At 63.9% G+C, this 26101-nt stretch carries 22 protein-coding genes and 2 tRNA genes; 10 read left to right on the top strand and 14 right to left on the bottom strand.

Features of this window, described 5'->3' with window-relative positions; translation table 11 throughout:
• Positions 1-26: 26 nt before the first annotated feature.
• From J2X21_RS18710 to J2X21_RS18725, 4 genes are all read left to right on the top strand, one after another.
• A complete protein-coding gene (locus J2X21_RS18710) occupies positions 27-1484 on the top strand; it encodes an eCIS core domain-containing protein (protein ID WP_310331138.1) in 1458 nt (485 codons plus the stop codon).
• A 51-nt stretch (positions 1485-1535) separates the two neighbouring features.
• Complete coding sequence (locus tag J2X21_RS18715; protein WP_310331139.1) at positions 1536-2348, top strand: eCIS core domain-containing protein; 813 nt, start codon at positions 1536-1538, stop codon at positions 2346-2348.
• Between the two features lie 221 nt (positions 2349-2569).
• Complete coding sequence (locus J2X21_RS18720; protein ID WP_310331140.1) at positions 2570-2707, top strand: hypothetical protein; 138 nt, start codon at positions 2570-2572, stop codon at positions 2705-2707.
• A 66-nt stretch (positions 2708-2773) separates the two neighbouring features.
• A complete protein-coding gene (locus J2X21_RS18725) occupies positions 2774-3835 on the top strand; it encodes a hypothetical protein (RefSeq protein WP_310331143.1) in 1062 nt (353 codons plus the stop codon).
• A gap of 452 nt (positions 3836-4287) precedes the next feature.
• On the opposite strand, the gene J2X21_RS18730 is transcribed toward J2X21_RS18725, so the two are convergent.
• The 9 genes from J2X21_RS18730 to rimP form a co-directional block, all read right to left on the bottom strand.
• A complete protein-coding gene (locus tag J2X21_RS18730; RefSeq protein WP_310331144.1) occupies positions 4288-6276 on the bottom strand; it encodes an acyltransferase family protein in 1989 nt (662 codons plus the stop codon).
• Positions 6273-7379: an enoyl-CoA hydratase/isomerase family protein gene (locus tag J2X21_RS18735; protein ID WP_310331146.1), complete on the bottom strand. Its 1107-nt coding sequence runs from the start codon at positions 7377-7379 to the stop codon at positions 6273-6275. Before J2X21_RS18735 ends, J2X21_RS18730 begins: the two co-directional genes overlap by 4 nt.
• Positions 7376-8248 (bottom strand): DMT family transporter, encoded by an 873-nt coding sequence (locus tag J2X21_RS18740; RefSeq protein WP_310331148.1) that lies wholly within the window; start codon positions 8246-8248, stop codon positions 7376-7378. Before J2X21_RS18740 ends, J2X21_RS18735 begins: the two co-directional genes overlap by 4 nt.
• Positions 8249-8361: 113 nt before the next feature.
• Entirely contained in the window at positions 8362-10185 is a 1824-nt protein-coding gene (typA, locus tag J2X21_RS18745) for a translational GTPase TypA (protein ID WP_310331150.1), read from the bottom strand.
• Positions 10186-10367: 182 nt separating this feature from the next.
• Positions 10368-11330 (bottom strand): tRNA pseudouridine(55) synthase TruB, encoded by a 963-nt coding sequence (truB, locus tag J2X21_RS18750; protein ID WP_310331152.1) that lies wholly within the window; start codon positions 11328-11330, stop codon positions 10368-10370.
• Entirely contained in the window at positions 11323-11703 is a 381-nt protein-coding gene (gene rbfA / locus J2X21_RS18755) for a 30S ribosome-binding factor RbfA (RefSeq protein WP_310331153.1), read from the bottom strand. Before rbfA ends, truB begins: the two co-directional genes overlap by 8 nt.
• 64 nt (positions 11704-11767) lie before the next feature.
• Positions 11768-14767: a translation initiation factor IF-2 gene (gene infB, locus J2X21_RS18760; protein ID WP_310331154.1), complete on the bottom strand. Its 3000-nt coding sequence runs from the start codon at positions 14765-14767 to the stop codon at positions 11768-11770.
• 50 nt (positions 14768-14817) lie between these two features.
• Positions 14818-16296, bottom strand: a complete 1479-nt coding sequence (nusA, locus tag J2X21_RS18765) for a transcription termination factor NusA (RefSeq protein WP_310331156.1) — start codon at positions 16294-16296, stop codon at positions 14818-14820.
• Entirely contained in the window at positions 16293-16913 is a 621-nt protein-coding gene (gene rimP, locus J2X21_RS18770; protein WP_310331239.1) for a ribosome maturation factor RimP, read from the bottom strand. The genes nusA and rimP overlap by 4 nt, the downstream gene beginning before the upstream one ends.
• A 259-nt stretch (positions 16914-17172) precedes the next feature.
• Between rimP and fabI the strand changes: the two genes are divergently transcribed.
• Positions 17173-17952 (top strand): enoyl-ACP reductase FabI, encoded by a 780-nt coding sequence (fabI, locus tag J2X21_RS18775; RefSeq protein ID WP_310331158.1) that lies wholly within the window; start codon positions 17173-17175, stop codon positions 17950-17952.
• Between the two features lie 66 nt (positions 17953-18018).
• Here the strand turns inward: fabI and J2X21_RS18780 are convergent, their stop codons facing one another.
• Positions 18019-20286, bottom strand: a complete 2268-nt coding sequence (locus tag J2X21_RS18780; RefSeq protein WP_310331160.1) for an arginine/lysine/ornithine decarboxylase — start codon at positions 20284-20286, stop codon at positions 18019-18021.
• 124 nt (positions 20287-20410) lie between these two features.
• Between J2X21_RS18780 and J2X21_RS18785 the strand changes: the two genes are divergently transcribed.
• Together J2X21_RS18785 and J2X21_RS18790 are read left to right on the top strand one after the other, a co-directional pair.
• Positions 20411-20839, top strand: coding sequence for an NfeD family protein (locus tag J2X21_RS18785; RefSeq protein ID WP_310331162.1), 429 nt, complete (start codon positions 20411-20413; stop codon positions 20837-20839).
• A 33-nt stretch (positions 20840-20872) separates the two neighbouring features.
• Entirely contained in the window at positions 20873-21781 is a 909-nt protein-coding gene (locus J2X21_RS18790) for an SPFH domain-containing protein (RefSeq protein WP_310331165.1), read from the top strand.
• Between the two features lie 307 nt (positions 21782-22088).
• Here J2X21_RS18790 and J2X21_RS18795 read toward each other — a convergent pair whose 3' ends face one another.
• Positions 22089-22805, bottom strand: coding sequence for a helix-turn-helix transcriptional regulator (locus tag J2X21_RS18795; protein ID WP_310331166.1), 717 nt, complete (start codon positions 22803-22805; stop codon positions 22089-22091).
• A gap of 77 nt (positions 22806-22882) precedes the next feature.
• Between J2X21_RS18795 and J2X21_RS18800 the strand changes: the two genes are divergently transcribed.
• Entirely contained in the window at positions 22883-23257 is a 375-nt protein-coding gene (locus J2X21_RS18800) for a hypothetical protein (RefSeq protein ID WP_310331168.1), read from the top strand.
• Between the two features lie 52 nt (positions 23258-23309).
• Positions 23310-23400: transfer RNA gene (locus J2X21_RS18805), tRNA-Ser, on the top strand.
• A 328-nt stretch (positions 23401-23728) separates the two neighbouring features.
• On the opposite strand, the gene J2X21_RS18810 is transcribed toward J2X21_RS18805, so the two are convergent.
• Positions 23729-25126, bottom strand: coding sequence for a TIR domain-containing protein (locus tag J2X21_RS18810; RefSeq protein WP_310331170.1), 1398 nt, complete (start codon positions 25124-25126; stop codon positions 23729-23731).
• Positions 25127-25490: 364 nt separating this feature from the next.
• Positions 25491-25634: a hypothetical protein gene (locus J2X21_RS18815; RefSeq protein WP_310331172.1), complete on the bottom strand. Its 144-nt coding sequence runs from the start codon at positions 25632-25634 to the stop codon at positions 25491-25493.
• Here J2X21_RS18815 and J2X21_RS18820 point away from each other — a divergent pair.
• Positions 25618-25869 carry a hypothetical protein gene (locus tag J2X21_RS18820; protein ID WP_310331173.1) on the top strand — a complete coding sequence of 84 codons (252 nt, stop codon included), beginning with the start codon at positions 25618-25620 and terminating at the stop codon, positions 25867-25869. The two genes, J2X21_RS18815 and J2X21_RS18820, sit on opposite strands and share 17 nt — an antisense overlap.
• 84 nt (positions 25870-25953) lie before the next feature.
• Here the strand turns inward: J2X21_RS18820 and J2X21_RS18825 are convergent.
• A tRNA-Asp gene (locus J2X21_RS18825) sits at positions 25954-26030 on the bottom strand.
• Positions 26031-26101 lie beyond the last annotated feature (71 nt).

A 26101-nucleotide genomic window follows, 5' to 3' on the forward strand; every position in this document is an offset into this window, starting at 1 on the left:
CGTCCTTCGTCCAACAGGAGCGCCTCATGAAAGACACCACACAGCGCCAGCAGCCCACCACCTCATCAACTGCTGCGCATCGAGAGTCGCGCGAGAGCCGCGGCCGACTCTCGGCACAACTCGCCACCAGCCCGCGCCAACTGGCGCAGCGCCACCTCATTGGCCAAACGCTGGGCAGCACGGTGCAGCAGGTGGCAGCCGAGTTGCAAGAGGAGGACGGCGGCGTCGCGCAATTGCGCGCTGAACAGGCACGGCGGCAGGAGAACCGCACCGGCCTGCCAAACGGCCTCAAGGCCGGTATCGAATCGCTGTCCGGCATGGATATGTCGGACGTACGCGTGCACCGCAACTCCAGCCAACCGGCCCAGCTCAATGCGCTGGCCTACGCGCAGGGCAATGACATTCACCTGGGGCCAGGGCAGGAGGAGCACCTGCCGCATGAGGCCTGGCATGTCGTGCAGCAGCGGCAGGGACGGGTGCAGCCGACCATGCAGATGGCAGGGGTTGATGTGAATGACGATAAGGGGTTGGAGAGCGAGGCCGACGTGATGGGAGGACGGGCGGTGCAGTTGAGAACGGAGTGGGGAAACAGCCAAGACTTAACCTCGCCTCCCTTCGACACGCTGTTCGAACCAGCGATTGAGGACGGTGTCTCGAACGCACCCGGAGTTCAAGTTGACGGTCGATCCTCGAACGGACCCGGCACGCCCACGGACGTGCGAGGACGGGAAGGCTCCGTGCCAGCCCAGTTGATGAAGGTCAACGTTTCCAAAACGGAAACAAAGAAACTGATCAAACTCACACCCGGTAGTCGAAAAGACTTCGAGAAGCGATACCAGCGTGAGAAGGGCACCCTGCTGGACCTGTCGGAAGCGCAGGTCACCATCTACGACACGCTCGCCGGCCAGGAGGTGGAGTTTGACAGTCTCGATGAGTGCCTTCGGGAGCTCAACCAGACCTTGGCCGACTGGGGTGGCCAAAAGTTTTTCTACGAGACCCCCCTGAAGGGACTCAAAGGCGAGACAACTGTCAAGAAGCGGAACGACGTGGCAGGGCAGAACCCCGGCACAGACATCAAGCTCTATTCCGCTCGTGGTGCCGATGATGTGCAGGCCCTGTATGACTGGGCCACCCTCAACAATATTCCCACCCTCAATTTCACGGGATTCGTCCAAGTAGGAGCTGCGGTAGAAGCACCACTGAAGGGCCACTTCGGTGACAGAGCCCACACCGTGAAGCACTATCGCCAAAAGCGGGCCAGCGGCGCGAGGCTGATCTGCCTCCACCTCAACGCCGCCGGCAGCAAGGAGGTCCGGGACGTGCGTGACAGCCCGAACTTCATCAGCAAGGGGGGCGAGGGCAAGAGCGTCGGTGGTTTCGGTTTGAAGAGCGAGACAGGCTATGTGAGCGTAGCGCTCGGCAAGGCGAAAGCCACCTGGGACCACCTGAAGGGCAAGATCGCTACGGTCGAGTTGGTGACGTAACGGCGACTGTCTCTCGTCCGCCGCTTCGCTTTTACTCACTCGGAGCCCGCCATGCAGCACACCGTGCAAGAGCACCAGCACGCCACCCGGCAACCCGCCGCCCAACGCGAGGCGGGACCAAGTGGCGGCAACCTGTCCGCAAAACTGGCGCTGAGCCCGCGCCAGGTGGCTCAGCGCCGCCAACTGGACGACGTGAGGGCTGGGTCCGTGCAACGGGCCGAAGGCATGGAGGAAGACGACGAAGCTGGCGCCGCCCAGTTGCGCGCCGAGCCGGCGCAGCGCCAGGAGAACCGCACCGGCCTGCCGGATGGACTGAAGGCCGGCATCGAATCGCTGTCGGGCATGGACATGTCGGAAGTTCGCGTGCACCGCAACTCCAGCCAGCCGGCCCAGCTCAACGCGTTGGCCTACGCGCAGGGCAATGACATCCATCTCGGCCCGGGCCAGGAGCAGCATCTTCCGCACGAGGCCTGGCATGTGGTGCAGCAGTGGCAGGGTCGCGTGCAGGCCACGATGCAGATGGCGGGAGTGGGCGTGAATGACGACCTGGCGTTGGAGGAAGAAGCGGATGTGATGGGCGAACAGGCCGAGGGAGCGTCGCTGCAGTTGAGAAAGGCCGTCAGCCCGCAAGAGCTGACCTCTGAGTCGCAAGCGGCGGCCCGGCGGACACTGATCGACGGCATACCTCGTGAGTCGCGCCAGCCGACCGCCCAGTTGAAGCACTTGCCTCGCGATTCGGTCGGTTCGCTCGAGAAAATGCCGGTCAAGGGCGAGAAAGACATCACTGCGAAAGATTTGCAGAAGAGGCTGATCACCGAGCTCAAGAAGGTCGGAGAAGTTGACCGCCCCTTGCCACTACTGTGAAGCTGGTCGCCTAGGTCGGTTTCCAGCTCGTGTTGATCGAGCTCTTGAACAGGTTGAGTGAGCCATGGACCTTGACCTCGAAGTTCTCATAGCCAGACGCGAAGTGTTTGGTCTGCGCTTTGTCGCCCCCCGCCGTCCGAACATGTCCAGGTGAGCGCTGATCACGCCCGCAGCTGTCCTCGGAGGCCTCGCCTCGGGGAGCGCCTCCTTCAAGATTTGCCATGGCCAGCCAGTCCGATGACGCCCAGATTTCATCGATGTCTGAGTTGCCCGCTAAAGATGGTTCAGGTTCAGGGTTGTGCTACATGAAGCGGATGGCAAGGCCCAAGCCCGTGAAAGAAGAGAAAAAAGAGCAATAGAAGTGATGTCTGCAGCCTGCCGGGCCAGACACCAGCCGGTCTGCATCGACCCACCCGGAGCCCGCCATGCGCCACTCCCTGCAAGAACACCAGCCCGCGACATCGAAACCCGCAGCCCAGCGCGGGGTCAGCCCGCGCGGCGGCATCGCGTCAGCCCAATTGGCCTGCAGCACGCGCCAGGCGACCCAGCTGCGCCAGCTGGGGGAACTGGGCGTGGCACCGGTGAAGCACGATCAGCCAGGCGAGAGCTTCGGCCCGCCCGCACAACTCATTCGGATACGCCGGTCCAGCACTGGGAAGTACAAACCAGTTGGTCAAAAGCCGCCCGCGGAGGACGACCTCGAAACCGACACGATGTCGGCAGACGACATCCGCCTACTGTTGAACGAAAGCCTTGCAGGTGATGTCAAGGACGCCCTCTTGCTGCGACTCCTCACGCTGAACGGCGAAGGCCGGCAAACGTTGCAGTCGAAAGACGCCGCCATTTCCCGGCTCGACAGCGACAACAAGGATCTGCGCAAGCGAATCGGCAAAGCCACCGACTACCTGAAGGAAGACGGTGAGGCGTTGTCGAAAGGCGCGCTCTTCAGGGAGCACGTCATCCCGCTGACGACGGGCGCCCTGTCGCTGGTGAACGGCCCGGTGAACGCCTTCCTCAACACGGCAACCCGGGTCGATACATCTCTGGCGACCACTGGCGTGGCTGCCGGGCTTCAGATCGCCAACGATGCTGCGCTGATCTGGTCGGCGCAGAACCAGTGGCGGCGGGTCTACCTCTTCACCGCGATGGTGCTGCAGGCAGCGGCCCAGATGTTGATGACCATACCGGGTACCGACGACCCCTTGTTTCAGGCGCCGGCGCAGAACGACACCCTTGCACCCAACAGCACGGCCCCCAACACCACCATCGCCGCAACCGGGAGCTACAACGGGAACAAATGGGTCTTTCTGAGTTTGGCCTTGACGCTCGGGTTGCTGGCCACCTTCTTCAGGATCCTCGACTCTCGACAGAGCAACTCCCTGCGCAAGAAGGAATCGAAACGTCGGGTGGGAAAAGTCAACCCGCAAGCCAGCCGCGATAGCGATGGCGACCCCGACGGTGGCAGCAATCTGAGGGAGATCATCTGACCTGGGCAAGAACACGATGGAGAACGAGATCCTCGAGCAGGAAACTGGATCGCGCGCGCTCTTGTTACCCAAGGACGAGCCGTGAAGGCAGTCCGCGACGCGCTGGGCCTGGCGCGCTCGCACCTTCACACGCGTGTTCATCGGTCGCTGGACTGGCGTGATCCCACGCGCACGATCAATCTGTCGGCTAGCGACCCAGCTGAAGAGACGCAGATCCTGCATCACCGGCCGCAGGCTCCTCAACATCCTGCTTCTCGGTCGCCGGTGCTACGGAATTGCTACACGCCCCCGCGATCCAATCGCCAACCAGCTGATTTGCAATGGCTTATAGCCTTCGATCCGTCCCATCCATCATGGGGGCGACGGACAGGCGCCAGGGGGAGAAGGCAGTGGAAGTCACGCTGCAATTATCGAGGGCGTGCAAAGACAGGGTCCGCCGCCGGGACAGCGTTCTATGGAGTCGGCGCGTTCACAAGCTGCAACAGCGGCGACTCCAGTTGCGGCGCCAGGCTGAGCGCAAAGTCTTCGGTCAGGTGGTTGCGGTCCATGAACATCACCATGCCATCCCTGGCCGTTTCGCAAACGGCTGCGGAACACATGGACGCGGCCAAGTTGATGAACGTTGCGCCCCGCTGTTTCAGTGCGATCTCCTCCACCTGAGCGATGGGGCTGAGACGCGCTTCGTCATCGGCCACCAGATAGGTGCAGGCCTGCCCCAACGACCACCCCCGCCATGCTGACCGTGCATGGCAGGTCGGGACGTCAAAGCCGGGAAAGGGTGTGTCGCGGATGTAGCCGATGCGCACACCCATGCCTTGCAAGCGGGTGATCGTGCGGTCCAGCCCGGCTTGCCAATGCTTCGGCACGATGCTGTAGCCAGATGAGTTGGCCATCACGACCACCTCGGGTTTCATCGCCTCGATGCGCTTGAGCATGCGCTCGCGCCAGATCGTGCATTCGCGGTACTCGTTCAACGTCGTGTAAACCTGGACCGTCACGTCCACCGACGGACAGGCCGCCTTGGTCAGCGCCACCAGCCGCAAGCCGTGCTTCTCGGCCAGATGCTGGAGTGGCACGAACCATTGCGACGCATGGGAATCGCCGAAGAGAACGACGGTGGCACGCGGCTGCTTGCTGCCGAACTCGCACGCCGGCTGATCCAGGGCTGGCGCCAGCGTGAGGCACTCGGTGCTATCAACCACCGTCCATTTAGCTGCCTTCAGGAACCGGCCCTGCTCGGGTGTCACGTGGACGAACTTCCGAGTCAGTTGCGCTGCCACTGCAACCATGATGCACAGCGCGAGCCCCGCCAAAACAATCCTCCGGGCCGACCAGTCCTGCAGCAGCCCGTGCAGAAATGGCTGCTCCACCAAACGATAAGAGAGCCGCCCCAGCGCGATAGAGACTGCGAGGAGTGCTACGGTCAACCACGGATCGGGCTTCGGAAAGAACTGTGTGGCGACGATCAGTACAGGCCAATGCCAGAGGTAGACCGAGTACGAGCAATCGCCCAGCCATCGCAGCCAACGGGCCTCCAGCCACCTGCCGACCAAGGACTGTCGGCCCCGTTGGACCACCACAAGCAGCATGACCGCGGCAAGCACGGGAATCACCGCCCAGCCTCCTGGAAACCTCATCCGGCCGTCAAAGGTCAGGCTGACCAGCACGAGCGCGAGCAGTGCGGTAAGACCCAGCCCCGTGACCCATCGTTTGTTCAAGTTCGCAACGAGGTGCGCGCTGCCCATGACGGCCATTCCCGCTGCGAACTCCCAGATCCGAAACGGCGTGAGGAAGAACGCGAGCTTGTACTTGATGAGCGACACCACCACGCAGGCGACCAAGCTCGTCACGCCCAGCACAGCCACCAGCCAGAACGTTGCGTGTCGAGCGCCACGCCCCGTTAGTCGCACCACGGCAAGCAGCAGCAGCGGCCACAGCAAATAGAACTGTTCCTCGACCGCAAGCGACCAAAGATGCAGCAGGGGGTTGGCCTCTGTGTGGCCACCAAAGTAGTCGGTCGGTCGGCTGGCGAACCAGATGTTCACGGCGTAAAGAGCCGCCGCACGCATCGATGACAGCAACTCGTCCTGCTCGTGGGGTGCGTACAGGTACCGCATGCCGACAAGCGTGACCACCAGTGCCAGGGCCGAAGCCGGCAACAACCGACGTACGCGACGGCCGAAGAATGCCCACAGATCGATGGTCCCGTGCGTTTCCAGTTCACGCAACAACAAGCCACCGATGAGATAACCCGAAATCACAAAGAAGACGTCAACACCGACGAAACCGCCCGCGAACCCAGGAACGCTCGCATGGTTGAGCAGCACAAGCGAGATCGCCAGGCCCCGCATGCCCTGCAGGCCGGGGTTGAAGCTCGTGCTGCGAGCCTGGGGAACCGCAGGTCTGGCTTCGGTACCGGCGGCTGACACCACGGCGCTCATGCCAGATCCTTCAGCGGATGAGAGTCAAGCTCCCAGGGGCTGGTAAAAAAGGCAGCGACCTCGGCCGAATCAATCTCCGCCGGCTGCCAGCGCGGCGCATGGTCCTTGTCGATGGCCAGTGCGCGTATGCCCTCCACCGTCTCGCTGCGGGCTGCGCCGCGCAGGTGGAAGGCGTGGTGCACGAGGTCTCTCTCCAGCCTCAGGTCGTCGGCCAGGCTGAGCGCGCGGCCGCGGCGCACCAGTTCCAGCGTGACGGCAAGCATCGTCGGCGAGCGCTTCAGCAGCGCTGCGTGGGTCTCCTGGGCCCAGGGGTCGTCGGCGTGCTTCAGCGAGTCGAGAATGGCGGACAGCGTCGGCAGGCCGAAATGCCGGTCGATGCGCTCCGCCACCGCCTTGGGGTCGGCCGTGGGCGCGAGGTCGGCACGTTCCATGATGGTGGCGACGACATGCTCCGCGCTGGGTTGCGGACTGTTGCACAGCGCGGTGACCAGGCTGTCCCAGTTGTCGGTGCTGACGTAGACATCGCCCAGCCCCCATTCGATCGCATCGCCGGCGGCGATGGTCTGCCCCGCCAGCGCCAGCCACTCGCCAACATGGCCGGGGCACCGGCTCAGGAAGTAGCCGCCGCCCACGTCGGGGAACAGGCCGATGCCGGTCTCGGGCATGGCCAGCTGCGAGCGGTCGGACAGCACGCGCAGCTTGGCGCCCTGGCTGATGCCCATGCCGCCGCCCATGACGATGCCGTCCATCAGCGCGATGTAGGGCTTGGGGTAGGCGTGGATCTGGTGGTTGAGGCGGTATTCCTCGGTAAAGAAGTCGTCCAGCGCCGTGTCACCGGCGTGCGCTGCCTGGTGGAAAAAGCGGATGTCGCCACCGGCGCAAAAGGCCGGCGCCTTGCCTTCCCGGCCGGCACCGAGCACGGCGACGGCCTGGATCTCGGGGCGCGTGGCCCAATGGCTCAGCAGCGCCGCCATGTCGCGGATCATGACCAGCGACAGCGCGTTCAGCGCCTGCGGCCGGTTCAGCGTGATCAGGCCAAGGCAACCGTTGACCTGGGCCAGGATCTGGCCATCGGATACCAGGGGCGGGATCAGATCACTCATGCGTTCTTCAAAACGGGTTTGACGGAGGAAGGAGCCAACGCCTCGTTGGCGACCAGCGCGGCGAGCACGAGGCTACCGCCGATCAGGGCGGCGCTGCCTGGGTGTTCGCCCGCAAAAAACCAGGCCCACAGCACGCCAAGCAGGGTTTCAGCTTGACCCAGCAGCGCCAACTCATGGCCAGGCAACTCGCGGGCCAGGCGCACGGCCAGCAGGCAGGGAATGGCGAGCTGGAACACGCCGAGGAAGCCGAGCAGGCCCAGGTCATGCACGCTGGCTTGCAGCGGCCAAGCCAGCGGCAGGGTCACGGCGGCGGACAGCAGCGCGCCGATGAGCACCGCGGGCAGCATGTCGGTGCCGGCGCCCTGCCCCACCTTTTGCAGCAGGCACCAGTTGCTCGCGGCCGCCAGCGGCACCCCCAGCGCGACGATGACGCCAGTCAGCGGCCCGCCCAACTGGCCGCCGAACATCCAGGCGATGCCGGCACCGGCGATAACGATGGCAGCCCAGGTGCGCGCGGGCACCGGTTGCTTGAGGAACAGCCACGCGAACACGGCCGTGAACAGAGGCGACAGCGACATCGTCACCAGCACGTTGGCCACCGTCGTCAACGACAGCGCCACCATGAAGGCGGTGAACATGACGGCCCAGCAGACGCCGGAGGCCCAGACCGCCGCACCGCGCAGTGCCGGCAGCAGCGCCCTGCCCCGCATGACACCCAGGATCGCGACCAGCGCCAGCGCATTGAACGCGCTGCGCCAGAACGTGATCTCGAAACCCCGCGCCGCATCCAGATGCCGCGTGACCACGCCCGCCGAACTCCACATCAGCGTGACCAGCAGCATCAGCAAGACAGCAGACCGGTGCGTCATCAAACAAGAGCGCCCCTGAAAAGGGGCGCGGGCAAAACTCTGACTAGAGCCCCCTCCTGGAGGGGGCTGGGGGAGCTCAACATTCCCGCGGAACGCGAGCGTGCTGCGTGCGCTTAAGCGCGCGCTGCACGCTTCCGCTCGTTCTCTGTCAGGAAGCGCTTGCGCACCCGCACGCTCTTGGGCGTGATTTCGACCAGCTCGTCGTCATCGATGAAGTCCACGCCGTACTCCAGCGTCAGGTCGATGGGCGGCGTGATCTTGATCGCGTCTTCCTTGCCGCTGACGCGGAAGTTGGTCAGCTGCTTGGTGCGCGTGGCGTTGACGACCAGGTCGTTGTCGCGGTTGTGGATGCCGACGATCATGCCTTCGTAGACCGGGTCATTCGGCTTCACGAACATGCGGCCGCGGTCGTCCAGCTTGCCCAGCGCGTAGGTGAAGATCTCGCCGTCGTCCATGGAGATCAGCACGCCGTTCTTGCGGCCGCCGATGTCGCCCTTGTGGGCTTCGTAGCCGTCGAAGATCGACGAGATCAGGCCCGAGCCACGCGTCAGGTTCATGAACTCGTTGGCGAAGCCGATCAGGCCACGCGCCGGGATGCGGTACTCCAGGCGCACGCGGCCGTTGCCGTCCGGCTCCATGTTGATCATCTCGCCCTTGCGCAGGCCCAGCGCCTGCATGACGCCACCCTGGTGGGTTTCCTCGACGTCGGCGGTCACCATTTCCATCGGCTCGCTCTTCACGCCGTCGATGTCCTTGAACATCACGCGCGGCTTGGAGACCGCCAGCTCGTAGCCTTCGCGGCGCATGTTCTCCAGCAGGATGGTCAGGTGCAGTTCGCCGCGGCCGCAGACCTCGAAGATGCCGTCTTCATCGGTCTCGGAGACGCGCAGCGCCACGTTGTGCTGCAGTTCCTTCTGCAAGCGGTCCCAGATCTGGCGGCTGGTGACGTACTTGCCTTCGCGGCCGGCCAGCGGGCTGGTGTTGACGCAGAAGTTCATCGTCAGCGTCGGCTCGTCCACCTTCAGCATGGGCAGCGGCTGCGGGTTGGCCGGGTCGGTCACGGTCACGCCGATGCCGATGTCCTCAATGCCGTTGATCAGCACGATGTTGCCGGGGCCGGCTTCGGTGACCTGCACGCGGTCCAGGCCGTGGAAGGTCAGCACCTGGTTGATGCGACCGTTGACGGCCTTGCCGTCCGGGCCTTCCATCACGGTGACCTGCTGGCCCGGCTTGATGGTGCCCTGGCTGATGCGGCCCACGCCGATGCGGCCGACGAAGGTGGAAAAGTCCAGTGCCGAGATCTGCAGTTGCAGCGGCGCCGAGGCGTCGCCGGACTGCGGCGGCACGTGCTTCAGGATGGTCTCGAACAGGGCCGACATGTCGGGGCCCCACTTCTCGCCCGGCGCGCCTTCTTTCAGCGACGTCCAGCCGTTGATGCCGGAGGCGTAGACCACAGGGAAATCCAGCTGCTCGTCGTTGGCGCCGAGGTTGGCGAACAGGTCGAACGCGGCGTTGATGACGGCGTCGCACTTAGCGCCCGGCTTGTCGACCTTGTTGACGACGACGATGGGTTTGAGGCCCAGGGCCAGCGCCTTCTTCGTGACGAAGCGCGTCTGCGGCATCGGGCCTTCCTGCGCGTCGATCAGCAGCACCACGCCGTCGACCATCGACAGCGCGCGCTCCACTTCACCGCCGAAGTCCGCGTGTCCGGGCGTGTCGACGATGTTGATGTGCGTGCCACCCCAGCTGACCGCGCAGTTCTTGGCCAGGATGGTGATGCCGCGTTCGCGTTCGATGGCGTTGCTGTCCATCACGGTGTCGACGACCTTCTCGTGGTCGGCGAACGTGCCGCTCTGGCGCAGCAGTTGGTCAACCATGGTGGTCTTGCCATGGTCGACGTGGGCAATGATGGCGATGTTGCGGATCGGGGTGGTCATGACTGCAAGCTTCTATAAAAACCGGATTCAGGCGGAAGCTGTGAATGGCTCCTGCACGGCCGAGCAGACCGTCGAAGTGTCGCCAATCAAGGCGCAAAGCACAGCCGTAGCGGGGCTACGACGAGCATTTGCAACGCTGAGTGGCGGCACTGCGGCGGGATAAGCGGGCGCGAGGGAGCCGTTCATAGCTTCTCTAGCAGAGCCTGGACCTCCGGCGGGGTCAACAGGCGGTCGGCGATCAGTTCGCCAGAAGTGATGTGGGCGCTGCCGAGGAAGGCACGCGCTTCGGGGCCGTAGACGCGCACGCGCTCGGCATCGGGTGCATCGACGCGCCGGCGCAGGCCGGACAGGAAGCGCACGGCTTCCTGCATGTCCAGGCGCAACTCGGGCGCATCGCACAGAAGTCGATCGGGGGACGTCAGCAGCGCGGCGCGGGCCTCGTCGGGCATGGCCTCGATCTGGGCCAGCGTCACGGCGCCATCCAGCGTCAGGCCGCCGGAACCAGTGCGGCGCAGCGCGGCCAACGATGCGCCCACACCCAGCTTCGTGCCGATGTCTTCGGCCAGCGTGCGGATGTAGGTGCCTTTGGTGCAACGGACATCGAGAGTCACGGTGCCAGCCTGCATCGCGACGATGTCGATGCTGTGAATCGTGACGCGACGGCTCTTGCGCTCGATCTCGATGCCCTGGCGCGCGTACTCGTACAGCGCCTTGCCTTCGTGTTTCAGCGCCGAGAACATCGGCGGCATCTGGTCGATCTCGCCGGTGAACGCGGCGCAGGTGGCAGCGATCTGCTCGGGGGCGATGTGGCCGGCATCAATGCGCTCCAGCACCTCGCCCTCGGCGTCGCCGGTGGTCGTGCGCACACCCAGCGCCAGCGTGGCCAGGTAGCGCTTGTCGGCGTCCAGGCTGACCTGGCTGAACTTCGTAGCCGCGCCGAAGCACAGCGGCAGCAGGCCGGTCGCCAGCGGGTCCAGCGTGCCGGTGTGACCGGCCTTCTCGGCGCGCAGCAGCCACTTCGCCTTCTGCAACGCGTCGTTGCTCGACAGGCCCAGCGGCTTGTCGAGCAACAACACGCCATGCAGCGGGCGGCGTTGCACGCGCACCCGGGCAGGCTTCGCAGCGATGACCGCAGCGTCAGTCATTGGGTTCCTCATCCTCGGCCGCGCGCGTCGCATTGGCCTTGCTGATCAGCGCGCTCATCTCGGCCGCGCGCTCGGTGGTGCGGTCGAACTGGAAGTGCAGCGTTGGCACCGTGTGGATCTGCAGGCGCTTGAACAAGCCGTTGCGCAGGTAGCCGGCGGCCTCGTTCAACGCGTCCTGCGTTTCCTTCGCGTCGCCGATCAGCACCGAGAAGAACACCTTGGCATGGGCGTAGTCAGGCGTGACCTCGACCGCGCTGATGGTGGCCATGCCGATGCGCGGGTCCTTCAGCTCACGGATGAGCTCGGCCAAATCGCGCTGGATCTGGTCGGCGACGCGGAAGCTGCGGTTGGGAATGGCGCGTTTGTGTCTCATGGTGCGATCTCCTGAAAGAACAAACCCCGCCCCGAGGGGCGGGGTTCACCCTCAGAGCGAAGCGTTACAGCGTGCGGGCGACTTCCTTGATTTCGAAGAACTCCAGCTGATCGCCTTCCTTGATGTCGTTGTAGTTCTTGAGCTTGATACCGCACTCGAAGCCTTCCTTGACTTCGCGCACGTCGTCCTTCTCGCGCCGCACCGACTCGACTTCGCCCGTGTAGACCACGGTGTTGTCGCGCAGCAGGCGGAACTTGGCGCCCCGGCGGACCAGGCCGCTGGTGACCATCGAACCGGCCACCGTGCCGATCTTGGACGCGACGAACACGACGCGGATCTCGGCCGTGCCGAGAGCTTCCTCGCGCTGCTCGGGCGCCAGCATGCCGGACATTGCACTGGTCACATCATCCACGGCGTCGTAGATGATGCTGTAGTAGCGCAGGTCCACGCCGTTGCCCTCGGACAGCTTGCGCGCACCGGCATCGGCCCGCACGTTGAAGCCGATGATGACGGCCTTGGACGCGATGGCCAGGTTGACGTCGGACTCGCTGATGCCGCCGACCGCCGCGTGGACGATCTGCACCTTGACCTCGGCGTTGCTGAGCTTGAGCAGCGAAGCGGCCAGCGCTTCCTGCGAGCCCTGCACGTCGGCCTTGATGATGAGCGGCAGCACCTGCGCCTGGCCTTCGCCCATGTTGTCGAACATGTTCTCCAGCTTGGCGGCCTGTTGCTTGGCCAGCTTGACGTCGCGGTACTTGCCCTGACGGAAGGTCGCGACCTCGCGGGCACGGCGCTCGTCGCCCAGCACCATGAACTCGTCGCCGGCTTGCGGCACTTCGGTCAGGCCCTGGATCTCGACCGGGATGGACGGGCCGGCCTCGGTGGCGGGCTTGCCGTCCTCGTCCAGCATGGCGCGCACGCGGCCATAGGTGGAACCAGCCAGCACGACGTCGCCGCGCTTGAGCGTGCCGCTCTGCACCAGCACCGTCGCGACCGGGCCGCGGCCCTTGTCCAGCTTGGCTTCGATGACCAGGCCCTTGGCCATGGATTCCACCGGCGCCTTCAGCTCCAGCACTTCGGCCTGCAGCAGCACTTGCTCCAGCAGGTCGTCGATGCCCTGGCCGGTCTTGGACGACACACCGATGAACGGCGAATCACCGCCGAATTCTTCCGGCACGACCTGTTCGGCCACCAATTCGCTCTTCACGCGCTCGGCGTTGGCGTCCGGCTTGTCGATCTTGGTCATCGCGACCACGATGGGCACGCCGGCGGCCTTCGCGTGGTGGATGGCTTCCTTGGTCTGCGGCATGACACCGTCATCGGCCGCACAGACCAGGATGACGATGTCCGTCGCCTTGGCACCGCGAGCCCGCATCGCCGTGAAGGCCGCGTGACCCGGGGTGTCCAGGAAGGTGATCATGCCGCGCGGCGTTTCCACGTGGTACGCGCCGATGTGCTGCGTGATGCCGCCAGCTTCGCCCGCTGCAACACGGCTGCGGCGGATGTAGTCCAGCAGCGAGGTCTTGCCGTGGTCCACGTGGCCCATGACGGTGACGACCGGCGCGCGGGGCAGCGACTCGTGCTGCTGCTCGGCGCTGGCGCCCTCTTCTTCCAGGAAGGCATCCGGGTCGTCCAGCTTGGCGGCCATGGCCTTGTGGCCCATTTCCTCGACGAGGATCATGGCCGTTTCCTGGTCCAGCTGCTGGTTGATGGTGACCATCTGGCCCAGCTTCATCAGCTGCTTGATGACCTCGGCAGCCTTCACGGACATCTTGTGGGCCAGGTCGGCGACCGAGATGGTCTCCGGCACATGGACCTCGATGATCTGCTGCTCGGCCGGCGGCGTGAAGTTGGAGCCACCGTCCTCGCGACCACCACGGCCACCGCGGCCACCGCGCGCCGGAGCACGCCAGTTGCCACCGCCGCCCGGGCGGCCTGCGCCGGCGGGGCCGGAGCCGATGGTCTTGAGACCGCGCTTCTTGGCGGCGTCGTCGGCCCAGCTGGACGACAGCTTCTCGGACTTGACCGACTTCTTGTCGCCCGGCTTGCCGGCGCCTGCACCGGGGGCAGCCGTGGCCGGCGCCGGAGCGCCCGCCTTCTTGTGGATGGTGCCCTTGATGCCCGCGCCTTCGGCCGGCTTGGGCTCTTCCTTCTTGGGCGCGACCAAGACCTTCTTGGGCGCGTTCATCATCGCGCGGATCTTGGCGGCCTCTTCCTCGGCGGCCTTGCGGCGGCGAGCCAGGTCGTCCTGCTTCTGCTTTTCTTCGGCAGCGGCATCGACGGCCTTGACCACGCGCAGCGCGGGCTTGGCAGCCTCGACGGGCGCGGGAGCCGAAGGCGGCGGCGCGACGACTTCGGCCGGGGCCGGCGGCGGCGGTGCCACGACCTCGGGCGCCTCGGGGGCCGGCGCAGCCTTGGCAGCGCGCTTGGAGGCGGCGGCCTTGTTCAGTGCGGCGGCTTCGGCGGCGGCGGCTGCGGCGCTGCGGGCGCGGGCCTCGGCCTGCTCGTCGACCTTGGGCTCGGCCTTGGCAGCAGCCGCGGCGGCGGCAGCTTCGGCAGCGGCCTTGGCGGCGGCTTCGGCAGCGGCGGCTTCGGCGGCAGCCTTGGCGGCGGCGGCTTCACGCGCAACGCGCTCGGCCTCCTCGCGGGCCTTGACCTTGGCAGCCAGCTCTTCTTCCTGCTGGCGCAGTGCCTCGGCCTGGGCCTGGGCCTCTTCCTCGCGGCGACGCAGTTCGGCGTCGTCCGGACCGGCCGCGGCTTCCTCGTCACGCTTGACGAAGGTGCGGGTCTTCTTGACCTGGACCTGGATCGTGCGGGCCTTGCCGGAGGCATCGGCCTGCTTGATCTCGGTGGTCGACTTCTTGACGAGCGTGATCTTCTTGCGCTCGGTGCCTGCGGTGCCATGCGACGAGCGCAAGTGGTCGAGCAGGCGTTCCTTGTCGGACTCGCTCAGCGAGTCGTCGACGGAAGACTTCTTGACGCCCGCGGCATGCAGCTGCTCCAGCAGCGTGCCCGCCGGCTTGCTGAGCTCGGCGGCAAATTGGGCGACGGTAGTCACGGCCATGTGGGGATCCTTCAGATTGCTTTCGGTGCGGCGCGGCGTTTCGGTGTTGATCAGGCGTTGAACCAGTGTTCACGGGCCTTCATGATCAGCGCGCGCGCAGCCGCCTCGTCCATGCCGGACAGGTCGACCAATTCGTCCACGGCCAGGTCGGCCAGGTCGTCGCGGGTGTTGATGTCGCCGGCTGCCAGCTTGGCCAGCAGCTCGGGCGTGACGCCTTCCAGGTCACGCAGGTCTTGCGAGACCTCCTCGACCTTCTCTTCCTTGGCGATTTCCATCGTCAGCAGCGCGTCCTTGGCACGGGTGCGCAGCTCGGTGACGGTGTCTTCGTCGAAGGCCTCGATCTCCAGCATTTCCTGCATCGGAACGTAGGCCACTTCTTCCAGGCTGGTGAAGCCTTCGGCGATCAGGATGTCGGCCACTTCGGCGTCGACGTCGAGCTTCTCGACGAACAGCGCGCGGATGCTCTCGGTCTCCAGCTCCTGCTTGGCAGCGGATTCCTCGGCGGACATGATGTTGATGCGCCAGCCGGTCAGCTCCGAAGCCAGGCGCACGTTCTGACCGCCACGGCCGATGGCGATGGCGAGGTTTTCCTCGTCAACCACCACGTCCATGGCGTGGCGCTCTTCATCCACGACGATGGATTGCACGTTGGCCGGGGCCAGTGCGCCGATGACGAACTGCGCCGGGTCTTCGCTCCACAGCACGATGTCCACGCGCTCGCCAGCCAGTTCGGTCGTCACGCCGTTGACGCGCGAACCGCGCACGCCGACGCAGGTGCCGATGGGGTCGACACGGCGGTCATGGCTGATGACGGCGATCTTGGCGCGCGAACCGCTGTCGCGGGCGCAGCTCTTGATCTCCAGCAGGCCTTGCTCGATCTCGGGCACTTCCTGCGCGAAGAGCTCTTTCATGAACTCAGGCGACGAGCGCGACAGCATGATCTGCGGGCCACGCTGGGTCGGGTCAACGCCCAGGATGACGGCACGCACGCGGTCGCCGGTGCGCAGGTTCTCTTTCGAGATCATCTCGCTGCGCTTCAGGCGGCCTTCGACGCGGCCGGATTCGACAATGATGTCGCCCTTGTCCAGGCGCTTGACGGTGCCGACGAAGATCTTCTCGCCGCGCGACATGAAGTCGTTCAGCAGCTGCTCGCGCTCGGCGTCACGGATCTTCTGCAGGATGACCTGCTTGGCGGCCTGCGCGCCGATCCGGCCGATGGGCACGGACTCGACGGGCTCCTCGATGTGGTCGTCCACCTCGATGTCGGCGATCTGTTCCTGCGCTTCGAACAACAGGATCTCGGCGTCAGCGTTCTGCAGGCCGGCTTCGTTCGGCACGACATGCCAGCGGCGGAAGGTCTCGTACTCGCCGGAGTCGCGGTCCACGGCCACGCGAATGTCGGCCTCACCGCCGTAAATCTTCTTGGTGGCCGAGGCCAGCGCGGCTTCTACCGCACCGAACACGACATCGCGCTCTACGCTCTTCTCGCGCGAGATCGCATCCACCAGCATCAACATTTCGCGGTTCATTGCTTGAGACCTCCGTCAACCTTGTCTTGGCCGGGCGCCGCCTCACTGGGCTCGCCCGCTTGTTTCTTTGCTGCCTTCTTGGGCTTGATGACGCCACGCTGGCCCGGCTTGCGATCGGGAGCCGGCTCGCCGCCGCGCCCCTTGAAGCTGATGACCGGCACCAGCTTTGCGTCACGAACTTCATCCAGCGTGAAGTCCAGCGCCTGCTCGGCGGCGCCGTCGTCGAACACCAGACGCCAGGCCTGGTCGTTCGTCGCGCCCGGCTGGGCGCTGACGATGCCGCGGTATTTCTTGCGTCCCTGGAAAGGCAGCTTCAATGTGATGTCGATTTCCTGGCCGGCAAAACGCGCGTAATGCGCCGCATTGCGCAGCGGCCGATCCAGCCCCGGCGAAGAAACTTCCAGCCGGGCGTAGTCGAACGCCTCAACCTCCAGCACATACTGCAGCTGGCGGGTCACCTTCTCGCAATCGTCCACCGTGATCAACTCGCCGGCGGCCGCTTGGGGCGCCAGCTTGTCGATGGTGACGCGCAGCAATCCGCCGGCACTGCGTTCGCAGTCCACGAGTTCGTAACCGAGGCCGGTCACGGTCGTTTCAACAGCGGTTTGCCAACTCATGCGGGGTATGCGTTCCGGGTCCGAGAAAAATCGAAAAAGCAAAAAAAATGGGCTGGATGAATCCGCCCACTCGTTCACCAGAATCCTGCGCCGGGGGATATCGTCCGGGGCTCGTTGAAAAGCCGCTTTGTCAAATGCCCAAGCGGCTTGTCATTTCTAGTGAAGCTCGGATTGTACTGTGCAAGTCCCGTGCCGGCAAGCCGCCCACCTCGCCGCATGCCAGAATCGCAGGCTGTTTGAGACCTCACAGGAGACAAGAATGGGCTTTCTCGCCGGGAAGCGGCTGCTGATCACGGGCGTGCTGTCCAACCGCTCCATCGCCTATGGCATCGCCCGCGCCTGCCACCGCGAAGGCGCCGAACTGGCGTTCAGCTATCAGGGCGAGCGCTTCAAGGACCGCATCAGCGAGTTCGCGGCCGAATTCGATTCCAAGCTGATCTACGACTGCGACGTCACCAGCGACGAGCAGATGGAGGCCGTGTTCAACCAGTTGGGCGAGGTCTGGCCGGAGTTTGACGGCTTCGTGCACTCCATCGGTTTTGCGCCGCGCGAGGCGATTGCCGGCGATTTCCTCGAGGGCATGACGCGCGAGAACTTCCGCATCGCCCACGACATCTCGGCCTACAGCTTCCCGGCCATGGCCAAACTGGCCGCGCCGCGACTGCGCGAAGGTTCTGCGCTGTTGACGCTGAGCTACCTTGGCGCGCTGCGTATCGTGCCCAACTACAACACCATGGGGCTGGCCAAGGCCAGCCTGGAGGCCAGCGTGCGCTATCTGGCGCAGGCCATGGGCCCCAAGGGCGTGCGCGTCAACGGCATCTCGGCCGGCCCGATCAAGACACTGGCCGCCTCGGGCATCAAGGACTTCGGCAAGCTGCTGGGCCAGTTTGCGGCTCAGGCCCCCATCCGCCGCAACGTGACCATCGACGACGTGGGCAACACGGCAGCGTTCCTGCTGTCGGACCTGGCCGCCGGCATCAGCGCCGAGATCACCTACGTGGATGGCGGCTTCAGCCAGACCGCGATGGCAATGGAGTAAGAAGCTTCAGGCAGACACAAAGTCTGCCCGATGTTTACAGGGTCCGTGAGGGCCCTTTTTCATGCCTTACGCCTTCACACAGTCGACGTAGTAGCGGCCGCGGCCGGTTTCCTCGTCCACCTCGTGGACCAGGCCGTGCACGTCGGTGGCAAAGCCCGGGAACTTGGCGTTGAAGCTGCGCGTGAACTTCAGGTAGTCGCAGATCTTCTTGTTGAAGCGCTCACCCGGGATCAGCAGCGGGATGCCAGGCGGGTAAGGCGTCAGCAGCGAGGTCGTGATGCGGCCCTCCAGTTCATCGATGCCCACGCGCTCGGTCTTGCGCTGCGCGATGTGCGCGTAGGCATCCGTCGGCGTCATGGCCGGCTGCAGGTTGGACAGGTACATGTCTGTCGTCAGCCGCGCAATGTCGCCCTCGGCATAGGCTTGGTGGATGGCCTGGCAGAGGTCGCGCAGGCCCATGCGCTCGTACTTCGGGAACTGCGCGCAGAACTCCGGCAGGATGCGCCACAGCGGCGCGTTCTTATCGTAGTCATCCTTGAACTGCTGCAGCGCGGTCAGCAGCGTGTTCCAACGGCCCTTGGTGATGCCGATGGTGAACATGATGAAGAACGAGTACAGGCCGGTCTTCTCGACCACCACACCGTGCTCGACGAGGAACTTGGTGACCACGGAGGCCGGAATGCCGGTCGCGGCAAAGCGGCCTTCCATGTCCAGCCCGGGCGTGATGATGGTGGACTTGATCGGGTCCAGCATGTTGAAGCCTTCGGCCAGACCGCCGAAGCCATGCCAGTCCTCATCGGCATGCAGCATCCAGTCGGCCGACACGGGCTCGCTGCCTTCCTCCGCGCGCAGGAAGTCCGGCCCCCAGACCTTGAACCACCAGTCGTCGCCGTAGTCGGCCTCGACCTTGCGCATCGCGCGACGGAAATCCAGCGACTCCTTGATGCTCTCTTCCACCAGCGCCGTGCCGCCGGGCGGCTCCATCATGGCGGCGGCGACGTCACAGCTCGCAATGATGGAGTACTGCGGCGACGTCGAGGTGTGCATCAGGTAGGCCTCGTTGAAGAGGTGCTTGTCCAGCTTCACCGTCTGCGAGTCCTGCACCAGCACCTGCGAGGCCTGCGAGATGCCGGCCAGCAGCTTGTGCGTGGACTGCGTCGCATAGACCATGGCCTCCTGCGGGCGGACGCGGTTCTTGCCCATCGCATGGAACTGGCCGTAGAAGTCATGGAAGGCCGCGTGCGGCAGCCAGGCCTCGTCGAAATGCAGCGTCGGGATGTAGCCGTCGAGGTTCTTCTTGATGGTCTCGGTGTTGTAGAGCACGCCGTCATAGGTGCTCTGCGTCAGCGTCAGGATGGCAGGCTTGACCTTGTCCGGATCAACGCCGGCCAGCAGCGGATTGGCCGCGATCTTGGCGCGGATGGCCTCGGGGCTGAACTCGCTCTCGGGGATGGGGCCGATGATGCCGTAGTGGTTGCGCGTGGGCGGCAGGAACACCGGGATCGCACCGCACATGATGATGGCGTGCAGGTTGCTCTTGTGGCAGTTGCGGTCGATGACGACCACATCGCCCGGTGCCACGGTGTGGTGCCACACCATCTTGTTGGACGTGGACGTGCCGTTGGTGACGAAGAAGCAATGGTCCGCGTTGAAGATGCGCGCGGCGTTTTTTTCCGAGGCAGCCACCGGGCCGGTGTGGTCCAGCAGTTGGCCCAGTTCTTCCACCGCGTTGCAGACGTCGGCGCGCAGCATGTTCTCGCCGAAGAACTGGTGGAACATCTGGCCGACCGGGCTCTTCAGGAAGGCCACGCCGCCGGAGTGCCCCGGGCAGTGCCACGAGTAGGAGCCGTCGGCCGCGTAGTCCATCAGCGCCTTGAAGAACGGCGGCGCCAGGCCGTCGAGGTAGCTCTTGGCCTCGCGGATGATGTGGCGGGCCACGAACTCCGGCGTGTCCTCGAACATGTGGATGAAGCCGTGCAGTTCGCGCAGCACATCGTTGGGCAAGTGCTGGCTGGTGCGCGTCTCGCCATAGACGTAGATCGGGATGTCCGGGTTGCGGAAGCGGATCTCGCCGATGAACTTGCGCAGGTTCAGCACGGCCGGGTCCAGATCGGGTCCCGTGCTGAACTCCTCGTCGTCGATGGACAAGATGAAGGCCGAAGCCCGGCTCTGCTGCTGGGCGAACTGCGACAGGTCGCCGTAGCTCGTCACGCCCAGCACTTCCATGCCCTCCTTCTGGATGGCTTCGGCCAGCGCGCGGATGCCCAGGCCCGAGGTGTTCTCGGAACGGTAGTCCTCGTCAATGATGACGATGGGGAAGTGAAAACGGATCATCGCGGCCTCCAGCGGGCGGGCTTCAAAAAACGAAGCGGCGAAGTGTAGGGCCGAGAGGTGTTCCCACCGTGTCATTCCTACGGCACGCACGGTCTAAACTGGATCGACAACCGTGGGAGGCAAGATGGACTGGAATTGGGCCACCGCCTGGTGGATCGTCGCAGGCGTTCTGGTCGCCGCAGAACTGACCACTGGCACCTTCTACTTGCTGATGCTCGCCGGCGGAGCGGCTGCAGGCGCCGTCGCGGCTCATTTCGGCCTTGCCCCAACGACCCAAGTGCTCTCAGCGGCCATCGTGGGCGGCGCCGCCGTCATCATCTGGCATCGCCATCGCGCGAAGGCGCCAAAGGCGGCGCCAGCCACCAGCAACCCGGACGTCAATCTGGACATCGGCCAGAGCGTGCAAGTCGACACCTGGTCGCCTGACGGCCTGGCCCAGGTCCACTACCGCGGCGCGGCCTGGCAGGCCCGCTTCATCGGCAGCAGCACGGCCCAGAGCGGCCGCCATGTGATCCGCGCCGTCGAAGGCAACTGCCTGCTGCTGGATCGCTGAATCCCACCTCATCTCGGAAAGTCAGGAAGGCTCATGGAAATCGCGCTCGTCATTCTGGTCATCGCGGCCATCTTCGTCATCCGCGCCGTCAAGGTGGTGCCGCAGCAGAACGCCTGGATCGTCGAGCGCCTGGGCAAGTACCACGCGACCTTGACGCCCGGCCTGAATTTCCTCGTGCCCTTCGTCGATCGCCTGGCCTACAAGCATTCGCTGAAGGAGATCCCGCTCGACGTGCCCAGCCAAGTCTGCATCACCAAGGACAACACGCAGCTCACCGTCGACGGCATTCTGTACTTCCAGGTCACTGACGCCATGCGGGCCAGCTATGGCGCCAGCAACTACGTCGTCGCGATCACCCAGCTCGCCCAGACCACGCTGCGCTCGGTCATCGGCCGCATGGAACTGGACCGCACCTTCGAGGAGCGCGACGTCATCAACAGTTCCGTCGTGCAGGCGCTGGACGAGGCCGCGCTGAACTGGGGCGTCAAGGTACTGCGCTATGAGATCAAGGACCTGACGCCACCGCCCGCCATCCTGCACTCCATGCAGGCGCAGATCACGGCCGAACGAGAGAAGCGCGCGTTGATTGCCGCGTCGGAAGGTCGTCGCCAAGAACAGATCAACATCGCCACCGGCGAGCGCGAAGCCGCGATTGCACGCTCCGAAGGCGAGAAACAGGCCGAGATCAACAAGGCCCAGGGCGAGGCGGCGGCCATCAGCGCCGTGGCAGTGGCCACGGCCGATGCCATCGGACGCATTGCACACGCCATCCAACAACCGGGCGGTGAGCAGGCCGTTCAGCTCAAGGTGGCTGAAAAGGCTGTGGACGCCTACGCGCAGTTGGCACAGAAGAACAACACGATGATCGTGCCCGGCAACATGACCGAGGTTGCAGGTCTGATCGGCACGGCGATGGCCCTGCTCAAGAGCGGCAAGGCATAGATCGCCGGCAGCCGCTCAGTCGGCCACTCAAAAGCAAAAAAGCCCGCGAGGGCCCTTTTGGGGCAATCGCGGGCACAAGACGTTCGGGGGGCGCCGAACGAAAGCGATGGAGGAGTCGCTTTTCCTGGACCTCCTCGGAGGATGGGACTAACCGCCCGTGAAGGGAAAGCCGAACAACTCCGCAAGAACTTCCCAGAACGAAACGTTGTCCATGTGTGCCATCCATCTAGCGGTGTTGAGATGGAAGTCAGTGTGTCGGACGGGGATGAAACGGAGAACTACAAACCCTTGTAGGGGCGAGAAGCCATCAGAGCAGGCCGAGCTCCATGGCCTTCAACACAGCCTGCTGCTTGGTTGAAACATCCAGCAGCTTGAACAACTGCTTCATGTGGTAGTTCACCGTGTTTTCGCTGATGCCCAGCAAGCTGCCCACGACCCAGGCACTCTTGCCCTCCATCGTCAACTTGAGAATCTCGAGCTGGCGAGGAGGCAGCTTGACCTCGACCGATGCAGCACCGCGGGAGACAAGCAGACGACCCGCGGCGTCTTGCGCATGCACCGCGAGCAATTGCAGGTCTGCAATCAAGCGATTCAACTCGACTGGATTTTTAGGCAGGGGCGTATCGCGATCCATGCCCAGCAACAAGCGGCGGTAACCGGGCATGTGCACCCCCACCGCAACACCCGTGCGATAGCCAAAAGGCGCAACCATTTCCCAAAGCTCCCCCGCACCGGCCGTGACATAGAAGTCCTGGTCGTAGATCAGCGGTATCGACTGACGCATCAACCGTTGATGCACGGGATCACGCTGCGCGTAGCTTGGATCGCGGGATGCCTCAAGAAAGGCCTGAGGCGTATTGCCGACTGACACGTACTCAGTCTTGCCTCCCGCCCCGCGACGCTCGATCGCCAGCACCCCAACGACCAGACCGAAGTCCAAATCACTCGCGAAGTCGATCAACCCTTGGCGAAACGACGTGAGGTCCTCCGCTTGACTGACTTGTTCGTACCGCTGGAGGTTCATGCGCTACTAGGGTTGGTAGGCGCAGCGCGCCCATGCCGAACGCACACTGCAAACTGTCCAATTGACTGGAGACACGAATGCAGATGGCAGCTTGGCAACTGGTGGCCTGCGAAACGGTCGTCAGGACTGTAAATGAGTTTGAAAAGATGACCCCCGATCTGCGCCAGGTCGGCAGCAGCGTTCTGGTGCACGATGCACGCTCTGGCCTGCGATCCGGCCAGGAAGTCTGGGCCGTCCTCACCGAGGGGGAAGCCATCCAGATCGCCTGGGAATGGACCGAAATCCAGCCCGACGTGGTGGCATTGTTCGACCCCATGAACATCCTGTGCAACGTGGCGCTCATCGACGGCCACGGGCATCAACTGGCGCGCTCGCGACGCATGCTGCACTTGAACAATGTTGTGCATCGACTGGACTGGCGAGGTGCACTGGACTGGCGCAGCAGCAATTGACCAACGTCTCTCGAACGGGACTCACAATGTGCGCTATGATGGCGGGCTTGCAGGAGAGGTGGATGAGCGGTTTAAGTCGCACGCCTGGAAAGCGTGTGTGGGTTAATAGCCCACCGCGGGTTCGAATCCCGCCCTCTCCGCCAGGTTGCGTCGCAACCAACCACAAGTAGCAGCACAGTTGCTCAACGTTGCTTGCAAAGTCGCCTCGCGGCTCGCAACCCGAAGCAACTTCAAGCAAGCTCCACGTCAAAAATGTGGGCTGAAGTGTGGGCTAGAAAGTTGCGTCGCAAGGTTGCGTCCCGAGCAAGAGCGAGCACTTCGCCCCTTCTCAGGTGACAAAGATATAAGCCCCCTTCGAAGGGCTTTTTTGTTGCCTATGTGTGCCCTCTATCCAGCCCGGCAGCTTTCGTCAACGACGCTAGGCGGCTGGGGCCAGCGGACGCCCGCCCCACGCTCGTCGCCGACAAGCTGCTATTCGGGTAGCGGGACGACCCATCGCGCCTCGTCGCGCCCTCCGGATCGTCGCTGAGCACACTTTTCAAGAAGAACACCGACCACTGCGTCAAGTTGGTCCTTCTGGTCCGCACCCCGATCCCAGCGCAAGTGCCCTACCCGGCCCACCTCGTCAAATGCGCCCACTTGAACGGTGCTGAGCAGGATGGGAATAACTTCTCCACTCCGGAATCGCTCTTTGAACTGAACCGATTCGAACTTCGTCCATACCTTACGCGGATAGGCGGGGCCGAGGACGCAAATGACCATCTGCGCCTCGGACTGGTAGATGGGGGCCAGGTACTCCTCAACGTCAGCCGCCAGTATTCGATGCTGTTCGTTGATGTCGTAGAACACTTCCAGCTCGTGCTCGCTAAGAGCCGCAAACAACGCCTCCGCCACATCGCGGTCCTCACCGGCGAAGGACAGCGCGAAGTCATAGCGCGATGGGAATTCGATCGAAATGAAGCCAACCTCTTCGGCGAACTGATGCCAAGAGAGATTCCGGATATAAAAAATGAACTGCGGATCCTGAACTACCAATAAATGACTGGCGGGGTCGAAGTGGAGCACTTGCTGAATTTCGTCCGATGAATCGATCAAATCAGCCAGAAATCCCTTCGTCACGACCTGATGGACACTGCCGCGCTGGGCAGGATGCCGATCTGTTTCCCGCAGCGTGTTGATCGACCACGACTTACTCTGGCTCAACCAGTGAAGGAGGTGCAGGTAAGGGGCTCGCCCCTCTCGCCGCAGCTTGGTGCCTCTGGCAAACGCGACGGCACGATCATGAAACGATCTCGCGAGTTGCTCCATCACCTGAGCCTTCACCGCGTGATAGCTTTCTTCAGTCAGCCGCCGCATTTCGTCAGCCTCGTATATCTCCGCACGAAGACATGTGTTGTAGGCCAACATCTGGGCGATGTAAAAGCTTCCCTGCGAGTCCGAGATGATGTCGTTTCGGACGTTTAGCTCGATGTTCAGCGCCGCCTCACCCTTGTCAATCAACTCCTCCACCTTGTGCTCAGGGTTGGTCTCGAAGGGGATGACTTCGATGCGGTTCGCTAGGTCCCGACCAAACGAGATCAGCGACTGACCGGCGTTCGTGATTCCCAGAACCACAAGCTTGCTGTGATCAGCAGCCTCGTCGGCCAGCGTCTTCATCAGGTCTGCAATGTCGCGCTTGGTCTTTTCCGACAGCCGATGGAAGTCGTCGATAACAACAGTTCCGAGGTCCACAGGGTTGGCCAGCATGGCCTGTATCTCGGCAACGTCTGCCTTCTTTCGGGCGGAGAGCTGTTTCACTTGATCCAGCCCCGCAGCGGCGACAGCGTTGCTAACTGCGGTCGTCTTGCCGATCCCTGACGGCCCTTCCACAACGATGCTGCGCCCCCTTGGTTCTCAGCGCAACGAGCAACCGTGGGTACTCAATAGGCTGAACGAAGGTGTACGTTGGCGGGCCGGAGCGGACGAAGACTTCTTGAAGCTGTGGCTTTTGCATGGCGTGGCTCTATTGCATTGGCGATGGTAATGCCTCGACCAGCCTGCGAGTCGTCGCCGCTAAGGCACGCTTGGCGAGAGGCGCGCAGAGAGCCGGGAACGGCTTTAGGACAAGGCAAAAGTGTGGGCTGGAATGTGGGCTGGCAGAATCTAAGTTGTTGATTGCCCTACAGTCTGGAAAGCCGCCCTCTCCGCCAAGCATAATCGGGCCCGCCAGGGCCCGTTTTGCTTTCTGCACCCTTCAAAGACCATCGCGCAACCGCAATTCACCCCCCAAAAGGTGCAGTTCGTCGCGCAGCGCTGGATTAACGGGGCCGCGTGCTGAAAACTGCTTCCATATCTGGTCGTCAGAGTGGCTGGGGTTGAAGATGAAAAAGCTGTTCAAGGGATGGGTTTGTCTTGGCCTGACGTTGGGCCTGCTTGCGGGCGGCCTGCCTGTGCAGGCCAGCGAGGTGGTCAAGTTGGCACGACTGGTCGTCAGCGGCAAGCGCAGCCCGAGCGAGACACCGCGCACCGCACCAACCGAAACGCGCTCGGGGGGGAGCAGCCAAACACAAGGCGCAGGCGGCGGCAGCGATGATGCCGGCACAGCACCAACACCCCAACGTGGTGTCTCTTAACCAAACACCACAGGCCTGAGCGAAAGCCGCAGGCCCAATGAAAAATGCGCTGCAATCCAATGGATTGCAGCGCATTTTGTATTGTGGCGGAGTGGACGGGGCTCGAACCCGCGACCCCCGGCGTGACAGGCCGGTATTCTAACCAACTGAACTACCACTCCGCGTGGGATGAATTCGATACCGTCTTTCGACCATATCCAAGCTCATCAAACTCGCCCGTCTTGCAACGGGA

Source organism: Roseateles asaccharophilus (genome assembly GCF_031458115.1).
GTDB lineage: Bacteria > Pseudomonadota > Gammaproteobacteria > Burkholderiales > Burkholderiaceae_C > Pelomonas > Pelomonas asaccharophilus_A.

Coding starts and splice junctions, on each gene's coding strand:
- J2X21_RS18710 (WP_310331138.1), top strand. CDS start 27: ATGAAAGACACCACACAGCGCCAGCAGCCCACCACCTCATCAACTGCT.
- J2X21_RS18715 (WP_310331139.1), top strand. CDS start 1,536: ATGCAGCACACCGTGCAAGAGCACCAGCACGCCACCCGGCAACCCGCC.
- J2X21_RS18720 (WP_310331140.1), top strand. CDS start 2,570: ATGGCCAGCCAGTCCGATGACGCCCAGATTTCATCGATGTCTGAGTTG.
- J2X21_RS18725 (WP_310331143.1), top strand. CDS start 2,774: ATGCGCCACTCCCTGCAAGAACACCAGCCCGCGACATCGAAACCCGCA.
- J2X21_RS18730 (WP_310331144.1), bottom strand. CDS start 6,276: ATGAGCGCCGTGGTGTCAGCCGCCGGTACCGAAGCCAGACCTGCGGTT.
- J2X21_RS18735 (WP_310331146.1), bottom strand. CDS start 7,379: ATGAGTGATCTGATCCCGCCCCTGGTATCCGATGGCCAGATCCTGGCC.
- J2X21_RS18740 (WP_310331148.1), bottom strand. CDS start 8,248: ATGACGCACCGGTCTGCTGTCTTGCTGATGCTGCTGGTCACGCTGATG.
- typA (WP_310331150.1), bottom strand. CDS start 10,185: ATGACCACCCCGATCCGCAACATCGCCATCATTGCCCACGTCGACCAT.
- truB (WP_310331152.1), bottom strand. CDS start 11,330: ATGACTGACGCTGCGGTCATCGCTGCGAAGCCTGCCCGGGTGCGCGTG.
- rbfA (WP_310331153.1), bottom strand. CDS start 11,703: ATGAGACACAAACGCGCCATTCCCAACCGCAGCTTCCGCGTCGCCGAC.
- infB (WP_310331154.1), bottom strand. CDS start 14,767: ATGGCCGTGACTACCGTCGCCCAATTTGCCGCCGAGCTCAGCAAGCCG.
- nusA (WP_310331156.1), bottom strand. CDS start 16,296: ATGAACCGCGAAATGTTGATGCTGGTGGATGCGATCTCGCGCGAGAAG.
- rimP (WP_310331239.1), bottom strand. CDS start 16,913: ATGAGTTGGCAAACCGCTGTTGAAACGACCGTGACCGGCCTCGGTTAC.
- fabI (WP_310331158.1), top strand. CDS start 17,173: ATGGGCTTTCTCGCCGGGAAGCGGCTGCTGATCACGGGCGTGCTGTCC.
- J2X21_RS18780 (WP_310331160.1), bottom strand. CDS start 20,286: ATGATCCGTTTTCACTTCCCCATCGTCATCATTGACGAGGACTACCGT.
- J2X21_RS18785 (WP_310331162.1), top strand. CDS start 20,411: ATGGACTGGAATTGGGCCACCGCCTGGTGGATCGTCGCAGGCGTTCTG.
- J2X21_RS18790 (WP_310331165.1), top strand. CDS start 20,873: ATGGAAATCGCGCTCGTCATTCTGGTCATCGCGGCCATCTTCGTCATC.
- J2X21_RS18795 (WP_310331166.1), bottom strand. CDS start 22,805: ATGAACCTCCAGCGGTACGAACAAGTCAGTCAAGCGGAGGACCTCACG.
- J2X21_RS18800 (WP_310331168.1), top strand. CDS start 22,883: ATGCAGATGGCAGCTTGGCAACTGGTGGCCTGCGAAACGGTCGTCAGG.
- J2X21_RS18820 (WP_310331173.1), top strand. CDS start 25,618: ATGAAAAAGCTGTTCAAGGGATGGGTTTGTCTTGGCCTGACGTTGGGC.